The organism is Thioalkalivibrio sp. HL-Eb18 (genome assembly GCF_000364985.1).
Lineage (GTDB): Bacteria > Pseudomonadota > Gammaproteobacteria > Ectothiorhodospirales > Ectothiorhodospiraceae > Thioalkalivibrio.
On sequence record NZ_KB822977.1, the window covers coordinates 54,206 to 63,544 of the forward strand.

Annotated in this window: 10 protein-coding genes; all 10 read left to right on the plus strand. The window is 66.9% G+C overall.

Annotation, left to right across the window (positions count from 1 at the left end):
• Positions 1 to 202 precede the first annotated feature (202 nt).
• The 10 genes from F813_RS0112280 to F813_RS0112325 all read left to right on the plus strand — a co-directional run bounded on the left by F813_RS0112280 (position 203) and on the right by F813_RS0112325 (position 9,083).
• Entirely contained in the window at positions 203 to 490 is a 288-nt protein-coding gene (locus F813_RS0112280) for a hypothetical protein (RefSeq protein WP_017926795.1), read from the plus strand.
• A complete protein-coding gene (locus tag F813_RS0112285; protein ID WP_012983188.1) occupies positions 490 to 1,092 on the plus strand; it encodes a UPF0149 family protein in 603 nt (200 codons plus the stop codon). Before F813_RS0112280 ends, F813_RS0112285 begins: the two co-directional genes overlap by 1 nt.
• Positions 1,089 to 2,453: a Xaa-Pro aminopeptidase gene (gene pepP / locus F813_RS0112290; RefSeq protein ID WP_017926796.1), complete on the plus strand. Its 1,365-nt coding sequence runs from the start codon at positions 1,089 to 1,091 to the stop codon at positions 2,451 to 2,453. The genes F813_RS0112285 and pepP overlap by 4 nt, the downstream gene beginning before the upstream one ends.
• 204 nt (positions 2,454 to 2,657) lie before the next feature.
• Positions 2,658 to 3,917: an FAD-dependent oxidoreductase gene (locus F813_RS0112295; RefSeq protein ID WP_017926797.1), complete on the plus strand. Its 1,260-nt coding sequence runs from the start codon at positions 2,658 to 2,660 to the stop codon at positions 3,915 to 3,917.
• Positions 3,914 to 5,110 (plus strand): FAD-dependent monooxygenase, encoded by a 1,197-nt coding sequence (locus tag F813_RS0112300; protein WP_017926798.1) that lies wholly within the window; start codon positions 3,914 to 3,916, stop codon positions 5,108 to 5,110. Before F813_RS0112295 ends, F813_RS0112300 begins: the two co-directional genes overlap by 4 nt.
• A 337-nt stretch (positions 5,111 to 5,447) precedes the next feature.
• Positions 5,448 to 5,753 (plus strand): nucleotidyltransferase domain-containing protein, encoded by a 306-nt coding sequence (locus F813_RS0112305; RefSeq protein ID WP_012983184.1) that lies wholly within the window; start codon positions 5,448 to 5,450, stop codon positions 5,751 to 5,753.
• Positions 5,750 to 6,229, plus strand: coding sequence for a hypothetical protein (locus F813_RS0112310; protein WP_012983183.1), 480 nt, complete (start codon positions 5,750 to 5,752; stop codon positions 6,227 to 6,229). Before F813_RS0112305 ends, F813_RS0112310 begins: the two co-directional genes overlap by 4 nt.
• 471 nt (positions 6,230 to 6,700) lie before the next feature.
• Entirely contained in the window at positions 6,701 to 6,952 is a 252-nt protein-coding gene (locus tag F813_RS0112315) for a type II toxin-antitoxin system Phd/YefM family antitoxin (protein ID WP_012983182.1), read from the plus strand.
• The gene (locus F813_RS0112320; RefSeq protein ID WP_017926799.1) at positions 6,952 to 7,386 is read left to right on the plus strand and encodes a type II toxin-antitoxin system VapC family toxin; all 435 of its coding nucleotides are present in this window, start codon (positions 6,952 to 6,954) and stop codon (positions 7,384 to 7,386) included. The genes F813_RS0112315 and F813_RS0112320 overlap by 1 nt, the downstream gene beginning before the upstream one ends.
• 632 nt (positions 7,387 to 8,018) lie before the next feature.
• A complete protein-coding gene (locus F813_RS0112325) occupies positions 8,019 to 9,083 on the plus strand; it encodes a porin (RefSeq protein ID WP_017926800.1) in 1,065 nt (354 codons plus the stop codon).
• Positions 9,084 to 9,339: the final 256 nt, after the last annotated feature.

The following is a 9,339-nucleotide window of genomic DNA, read 5'->3' on the forward strand; positions in this document are numbered from 1 at the left end:
GCTGGCAATTCATGGAGTCTAGGAGTCGCCCCCGCAAATCGTCAACTTGTGTGATCTTTTTGCGAGAGCGCCTTCACTTATGTCATCTGCGGCGGCCGGCGGCGACAGGGCCAAACGCACGCGGACACGGCGCTTTGTTGCGGCTCGCGCACCGGGCTGGTCACAATAGGCGGCATATCGTTTCTCAGGAACCGTCGCGCCCATGACCCAGCCCCCCGAACCCGACCCGCAGGCCACCGTGATCGAGGGTACCGCACACAACGGCAAGCCCTGCCGCATCGTGGACAACACGGGGGCGATCCCGCACACGGAGCTGGAGCAGCTGCTGGAGGACCTGATCGCGGAGAAGCGCTTTGGTCTGAATGCGCTGTCGGCCACCGGGTCCAGTGCGATCAAGCTGGGCGAGCCGCAGTTCACCCACCTGCAGGTGGGCGACGACCTCTACCGCTTCCTGCTGTTCCCGTACGAAGCCCGTCTGGAGTCCTTCTGATGGCCGCCCCCACCGGCGAATCGACCAAGGCGCGCGGCGGCCTTGAATCCGACCCGGCCGCGTTGGCCGAGCAGCTCGCGCATGGCCTGCGTCGCATGGGTTTCGCGCAGACGCCGGCCTCGGCCCACGGGCTGTTTACCGGCTGCGTGGTTGCGGACCCCGGCGCGGATGTCGACGCGCTGGAGCATAGCCTGGGCGAGGCGCTGCCGCTGACCGATGCCGCGCCGGACGACTTCCGCGCGACGGTGGAGGCCATCCGCCGGACCCTGCTGGCGCAGTTGTACGATGTCGAGCTCGGCTTCGGGCCGCTGCTGCCCGAGGACGAGCCGATCGAGGCGCGCGCCCAGGCGCTGTCGGAGTGGGTCGACGGCTTTATCTCCGGCTTCGGGCAGATGCCCCGGCTGCAGCAGATGAAACCCTCGGCCGAGGCCAGCGAGATCCTGCGCGACTTCGCCGAGATCGCGCGCATCGAACTGGAGCCGGAGGACGACGAAGAGAACGCCGCCGCCTTCGAGGAACTCAACGAGTATGTGCGCGTCGGTGTACTGCTGATCGCCGACGAGCTCGCCCCGGACGACCCGAAACGGATCCCGATGCAATGAACGCCCCCACGCGCCCCCCGCTGCCCGGCAAGACCCCGACCATCACCCTGGCCGAGTTCGCCCGGCGGCGTCAGCGCCTGATGCGCGGCGTGGGGGGCGACTCGATCATCGTCGTGCCGGCCGCACACGAGCAGGTGCGCAACCGCGATGTCGAGTATCCGTTTCGCCAGAACAGCGACTTTCTCTACCTGACGGGCTTCCCCGAGCCGGATGCCGTTGCCGTGCTCGTACCGGGTCGCGCGGCGGGGGAGTACATCCTGTTCTGCCGCGACCGCGACCCCACGCAGGAGACCTGGCAGGGCCGCCGCGCCGGCCCGGACGGGGCGATGGAAAACTACGGCGCGGAATGCGCGTTCCCGATCGAGGACATCGACGAGATCCTGCCGGGCCTGATGGAGAACCGGCGCGTTCTGTGCGCCCCGTTCGGGCGCGACGAGGCGCTGGACCAGCGGCTGTTCGGCTGGGTCAACCAGGTCCGCGCGAAGGCCCGCAATGGCGTGCGCGCGCCGCACGAGTACGTGGCGGTCGAGCACTACGTGCACGAGCAGCGCCTGTTCAAGAAGGCCCCGGAGCTGCGCATGATGCGCCATGCGGCCGCGATCTCCTGCCAGGCCCATATCCGGGCCATGCAGGCGACCCGCCCCGGCATGACCGAGTTCATGGTCGAGGCCGAGCTGCTGCATGAATTCCACCGCCACGGCACCGAGCCGGCGTACTCGTCCATCGTCGGCGGTGGCGAGAACGGCTGCATCCTGCACTACATCGAGAACCGCGATGTCCTGAACGAAGGCGACCTGCTGCTGATCGACGCCGGCTGCGAGGTGCATGGGTACGCCTCCGACATCACCCGGACCTTCCCGGTCTCCGGGCGCTTCAGCGACACCCAGCGCGAGGTCTACGAGTGTGTACTGGCCGCGCAGCACGCGGCCATCGAGCAGACCCGTCCGGGCAACCACTGGAACGACCCGCACGACGCCGCGGTGCGCGAGTTGACCCGCGGGCTCAAGGATCTCGGCGTACTCAAGGGTCGGCTCGACAGGCTGCTCAAGGACCACGCCTACCGGCCCTTCTACATGCACCGGACCGGCCACTGGCTGGGCCTGGACGTGCACGATGTCGGCGACTACCGCGTCGGCGATGCCTGGCGCCTGCTGGAGCCGGGCATGGTGACCACCGTGGAGCCGGGGCTGTACTTCGGCCCGTACTCCGAGGCCCCCAAGGCGCTGCGCGGCATCGGCATCCGTATCGAGGACGACGTCGCCGTCTCCCGCGACGGACACGAAGTCCTCACCGACGCCTGCCCCAAGACCCCCGACGCCATCGAAGCCTGCATGGCCGGCGACCTCCCGGGCTGGACCTGACCATGCACTCCCGCCCAAACCCGGCCAACCCCCAAACCGTAGGGTGCGTTGAGCCCCGCGAAACGCACCGATCGCCGGGGTGTGGTCACATCCCTGATGCGATTCGCTGCGCTCATCCGCATCCTACGAAGGCACTGCGGGACCGGCCCTTGTGGGAGCGGGCTTGCCCGCGAACCGCCGCCTACGAAGGCTTGCCGGTCTGACATGAGCACCCAAACCCCCGACATCGCCATCATCGGCGGCGGCCCGGTCGGCAGTCTGGCGGCTGCGACCCTCTCGCGGGCTGGCTACTCCGTGGCCCTGTTCGAGCGTGGCGCTGCGCCGAACGCCGGCACCACGCGCCCCGATACCCGCGGCTACGCGCTGGCCGCCGGTTCGGTCCAGATGCTCGACGACCTCGGCTACTGGTCGTCCGTGGCCGAACAGGCGAGCCCGATCCGCTCCATCGTCGTCAGCCGCCGCGGCGGGCTGGGGCGCGTCCACCTGAACGCCCGTGACCACGGCCGCGCCGCGCTCGGGCAGGTCGTTCCGGCCGCCGCGCTCGACCCGATGCTGCACGAGGCCTGCCGCGCGGCCGGCGTCGATCGGCATTACGACGCGACCCTGGCCGGCCTCGACCCGGCCGAAGGCGACCGGCGGACGCTGTACATCCGGGGGGCGAAGGGCGAGGCGGCCTGGTGCGCGCGCCTGATCCTGGCGGCGGACGGCGTGGGCTCCCCGACGCGCAAGGCCCTGGGCCTGCCGGTGCAGCGCCTGCGTTACGACGCCGACGCCCTGGTCTTCGACGTGCGCCCGGACCGTCCGCACAACGGCCAGGCCTTCGAGCGCTTTACCGACGAGGGGCCGCTGGCCCTGCTGCCGCAGGCCGATGGCCGCATGAATGTCGTCTGGGTCGCGCCGCCGCCGACCTGCGAGCAGCGCCTGGAGCAGACGGAGGCCGAACGCCTGCGAGAGTTGCAGGCCCGCTTTGGCTGGGCCCTCGGGCGCCTGCGTCCGGCGGGGCCGGTCGTGCGCTTCCCGCTGGAGCGGGTCCATGCGCCCCAGCCGGTTGCGGAGCGCGCTCTATTGCTCGGTAATGCGGCGCATTCGGTCCATCCGGTCGCGGGGCAGGGGCTCAACCTGTCGCTGCGCGACGTGGCGGGCCTGCTCGGTGCGCTGCGCACGGGTCGACAAGCCGATGGCACGCCGACCTTTGCCGCCGACCCGGGTGCGGCGGCCGTGCTGGAGACCTATGCGAACGCTCGGCGACAGGACGTAGGCAGTGTGGTGGCCGCCACCGATTTCCTCGCCCGGGGCCTGTTGCATGCCGCCGGGCTGCGCGGTCACGGGCTGGGGGCCGGCATGATGGCGGTCGATCGCCTGCGCCCGGCGCGCGATGCGCTGGCCCGCTCGGCGATGGGCCTGGGGCCGCTGCCGCGCCACACGCTCGCCCATCTGCCCGCGGCCGGGGAGGGTGCGGCATGACGAACACCACGCCCAACGAAACCCTGGATGTACTCGTGATCGGCGCCGGGGCCGTGGGCGGCGCCATCGCCCTGGGCGCCGTACGGCAGGGGTTGCGCGTCGGGGTGCTGGAGCGCAATCCCGCGCCCGCATTCGATCCGGATACGGCCCCGGTCACGCGTGTGGCGACCCTGAACGACGCGTCGATGGCGTTCCTGGAGGCGCTGGGTGTACGCGCGGCGCTGGAGCAGCGCCGTGCCCATGCCTTCTCCGGCATGTACGTCTGGGATGCGAACGGCCCCGGGCATATCCGTTTCGATGCCGATGCGCTGGGCGTACCCGCGCTCGGCTGGACGGTCGAGCTCGCCGCGCTCGAGTCCGTGCTCTGGGGCGAGCTCGAGGCCGCGGGCGTGGCCCTGTACCCGCAAACCGAATGGAAGACCCTCGACCGTCGCCCGGAGCGCGTGGATGTGTACGGGGACCGCCGCCAGCCCATCGCGTCCGCACGCCTGCTGGTGGCGGCGGACGGTGCGCGTTCCCGCGTGCGCGAATCCGTCGGCATCCCGTTCACGGGGCGCGACTACGACGCGTGCGGCATCGTCGCGACCATTACCACCGAGCACCCGCACCAGGACACCGCCTGGCAGCGCTTCGTGGACGATCGGATCATCGCGCTGCTGCCGTTGGCGGACGGGCGCTGCTCCATCGTCTGGTCGCAGCCCGAATGGCCTGCCGCGGAGGACACCCTGGCACTGGACGACGCCGCCTTTTGCGCGGCATTGGAGCAGGAGACCGATGGCTGCCTGGGCGCGATCACCGCAACGTCCCCGCGCGCCAGCTTCCCGCTCACCGCACGGCACGCAAAGACCTACCATTCGGGCCGCGTGGTACTGGCCGGCGACGCTGCCCACACCATCCATCCGCTGGCCGGGCAGGGCCTGAACCTGGGGCTGGCCGATGCCCGCGCCCTGACCGAGCGCCTGCGTGGCCCCGCCCGCCACGATCCGGGTGCGGAGACCGTCCTGCGCGCCTACACCCGCGACCGCCGCCCGGAAAACGCCTTCATGCAGCGCGCGATGGATGGCTTCAGGCTCCTGTTCGGCCACCAGACCGCCGGTCTCCCCGAACTGCGCGGCCTCGGCCTGCGCCTCGTCGACCAGGCCGATCCCGTCAAACGCCGCCTCGCCCGCCGCGCTTTCGGCCTCGACGGATGATGCGATTCGTGGAGCTCATCGGCCTCTTGCGAAAGGCCATGCCCCCGGCCACCGTTATCGCGAGGCGCGCCGCGTGGCGATCGCCTCCCGCCGGCCACCGTGCCGGCATCCGGAGGTTGCCACGGCCCCTTCGGGGCCTTGCAGCGACCGGGTACGGCGCTGACATAAGGACCGCAGGATGCGTTGAGCTTCGCGAAACGCATCGATCCCGGCTAGAGAATCTGCCCTGCGGTTCGCGGCCCCAAGGCTGGCCTTTTGAATTGGGTATGCGATGATCAATGCTCGGCATCCACACATTTCCTAGACTCGAAAAAGGGTCCATCACGACATCATCGCCATGCGACTCACAAACGAGCAGCGACAAATCATTCATGACACGGCACTGGAAGCCTTTGGGCCGGGTGCCAGTGTTCGCCTGTTCGGCTCGCGTGTGGACGAGCGGGCGCGCGGTGGCGACATCGACCTCCTGGTGACGGCGCCCATGCAGAATCCCGCCGAGGTCGTGCGCGCCGAAATGCGTTTTCAGGCGCTGCTACAGCAACGCCTGGGCGAGCAGAAGATTGATGTCCTCGTGGACTATCCCGGTAGACGCGAACGTCCGCCAATCTTCAATGTCGCGGAGCGTACGGGTATACCGTTGTGAACAACCTGGCCCGACAACGGCTGGCGGATGCCTGGCGCGAGTGCAGTCGTCACGCGCACCACATGCGTCACGCACTGCAGACGCTGGACGGCTTGATACCGTTGTTGGGTGACCGATTGCGTGAACTGGACGACGACAACATCCAGGCGCTGGACCAATTCGTCCTTCGTTTCGGCAAGCTGCAGGACGCCGCGGGAGCCCGCCTGCTGCCCGGCGTGCTTGAGGCTCTGCAGGAACCCTTCGAGGACCGACCGATGATCGACAAGCTCAATCGGCTCGAAAAGCTCGGTTATATCGATAGCGCTATGCAATGGCAGGAGTTGCGGGCCATCCGTAACCGCTTTGCACACGACTACCCAGATGATCCGGACAAGAACGCGGCTCTACTGAACCTCGCCATCGACGCCAGTGGCGATCTTCTGACCCTTCTGCAAAGGCTTGGCAACCGTCTCGACCTCCCGCCCCTGGAGCAATGATCGCCTCCCGCCGCCACGCCCTCTCGGGCGTGGTTACAGGACCGCAGGATGCGTTGAGCGCCGCGAAGCGCATTGATCCCGGCCAGTCCCCCTGCGCGATTCCGGGGCCGCTGCGGGTGCAGGAGCCCAGCCCCCTGGGCGATCGGGCTCAACCAACGCCCCATCGCCGAGGGGCTCGGCTCCTACAATTCCGGGGCCACGCAGCCCGCAGGATGCGTTGAGCGCAACGAAGCGCATCCACCCCAATCGCCCAGAGGCTCGGCTCCTAAAATATATCGCCTCGGGGTATGCCGTAATCGACCCGGGGAGGCCGCCTTGTCCACGCCGTGCCAGCGATTCCCTCATCGATGCCCCCCGTTGATTCGCCGCGCCCGAGCTCGAAGCGACCCAGAAATCCCACCGCGCCTCCTTCATTCTGCGTGTAGTATTTGGCACCAACCAGTCGATCAACCGGTTCATGGAGGTTCGAGCATGTCTCATCACGAAACCATCGGGGCCCACGATGCGAAGACACGCCTTTCCGGTTTCCTTCGAAAAGTGCAGGCGGGTGAGCGTTTCACCATCACCCAGCGCGGGCGCCCCGTCGCCGCGCTTGTGCCACTGGAGGAGGACGACATTCCCAGACGGGTGCAGGCCGCGCGCAATCTCCGGCAGTTTATGGCCGACGCCCCGGTGCGAGGTGAAGCGGATATCAAGGCCCTGGTCGAGTCGGGTCGTGACTGATGGACCTCGTGCTCGACAACCCCATTGTGATGCGCTGGCTGCTGTCCGATGGTAGTCCCGCCGACCAGGAGGTTGCGGCCAGTGTCCTGAGTTCCATCGAGTCGGGAGAGACCCGTTTGCTCGCGCCGTCTGTCTGGCCGCTGGAAGTCGCCAACGTGGTCGCTCGTGCGGAAAGCCAGGGCCTGGTGACCGAAGCCGAAACGACCCGTTTCCTTGGCCTGCTGCAAGACCTCATGGTGACTGTCGACCCAGGGGGCGTCGATCCAGTCTTCGGCCTGACGCTGCAATTGGCCAGGCGTTTCGGACTTTCCGCGTACGATGCGTCTTATCTTGCTCTGGCGCTGCAGCATAGTGCGTCCCTTGCCACGCTGGACCAGTCCCTGGTCGCGGCTGCCCGCCGTGCCGGAGTCGCTTTGTTTGCAAGCAGCACCTGACCAGCGGCGCCAGCGCCCGCCGCGCCTTCGGCCTCGACTAGCGCAATCGCTGCCACACCCCCTGTAGGAGGCCAGCCCTCTGGCCGATCGGGCATTGGGCTACTCCCAATCGGCCAGAGGGCTGGCCTCCTACAGCTCCATCTTCCGCCCTGGATGCCGTAGCATGCGTTGAGGCAACCGAAACGCATCACCCCAGCCTTCGCCCTCTCGCCTCAGTTGTCGCTTTCCCGCAACAAAGAATCTCGAACGCCTGCCCCGCAGCCCTTCGTTGCGCATATGCAACAGCTTCCTGGAGGCCGTATCCCATCCTCATATCCGCCTGAAGGTCCACTTTTTTGCAACATAAGGCCATGCTGATACGGGGCTCACGTCACAATGCGCCAACGTTCTCATCGCTTCTTATTCTTCTGTTTATTCAGTGCCTTGGGAGGCCGTTTTGTCCTTCCTTCCACCCGTATCCATGTGTTCACCCCGGTTACCGAGGGGCAAACTTCCAACGCGATCGACATTTTTTCGCCACAAGGGGTTGAAATGCGACACCGTGGTGTATATAAAACACCTGTCATTCGCGGCATCGACCGTGGATGCAGGCGTAGAAATGAACCAAACACCTCTCCTGGGAGATACGCAACATGAAAAAACAGATTCTCGCAGTCGCCGTTGCCGGCGCCTTCGCGGTCCCGGCCTTCGCCGCCGCGGACTCCTCCGTCACCCTGTTCGGTCAGCTGCAGACGCAGATCGTCCACCACAGCGGTGGCCCGTCCGACTTCGACAGCGGCTTCCGCGTGCATGACGTCGGTGGTGCTGGTAACCCGGTCGACGGCGCTGGCCCCAACCGCCTCGGCGTCATGGTCGATCATGACCTGGGTAACGGCCTGTCCGCCATTGCCAAGTTCGAGCAGGATTTTAATACCAGCGGCGGAGATGCCGGGTTCAACTCCGATGCCCGTGAGATCTACGTCGGTCTGGACGGCAACTTCGGCCGCGTGATCGCCGGTCGCATGGCTTCCCCGTTCGTCACCGCTGGCAAGGACCCGCTGAACGCGACGTTCATGCAGGCCCGTACCAACGGTGGGCGCATGGACCCGCAGCAGCTCGGTGGTCTGGGTGAAGGTTCGTACCTGGACCGTGGCATCCAGTACAGCAACAGCTTCGGCATCATGAGCATGAACGTTGCCGCGTTTGTTGATAACACAGACGACAGCAACACCGCCTATGCCGGTCGCCTGAACTTCGATCTGAACCCGGTTGACCTGTATGTCGCGGCTAACTGGGCGGATGACTACGACGGCCAGAATGACAACCTCGGGGGCGGTGACTTCCGCGCCTACAAGATCGGCGCCGACTGGCGTGCCGGTCCGTTCCGCCTGGTTGGTGAAGCGACCGACTTCAAGTGGAAGGATGAAGCGGGTGAGACTACCGGTGATGGTAACACCTACTTCCTGTCGGGTACCTACACGATGGGTCGTAACGACTTCGTGCTGAACCTCGGTCACACTCGCAATGACGACGCCGGTAACGTCGACTACGCCGCGATTGCCGTGAAGCACAACTTCAGCAACCGCGTGATGGCGTTTGCCGGTGTGTCCTACGCCGATTACGACGATGACGCTCCGACCTATGTCAGCCGTGCGGCCACGATCGCGGACGGCAACTCCTTCACGGGTGTTGGCGGCGGTCTGCGGGTGTCCTTCTAAGCCCGAGCACTGCTTACAAGCGGTATAACAACAAGCACTAGCTTGTTTTACGGGGCCCCCAGGGGCCCCGTTTTTTATGCACGACCTTCGGCCCCGTTCGGGGCTTTTTTGTGTCTGGCGTTCTCGGGTTGGTACGGGTTTCGCAGCGCCGGGAGCCACGACGTACGGTCGCCGGGGTCAGACCTTGCCTTTTGCCTTTCCTGCGGCGATGCGGCGGATGCGGGACGCGCGGTCGCCGGGGTCAGACCTTGCCTTT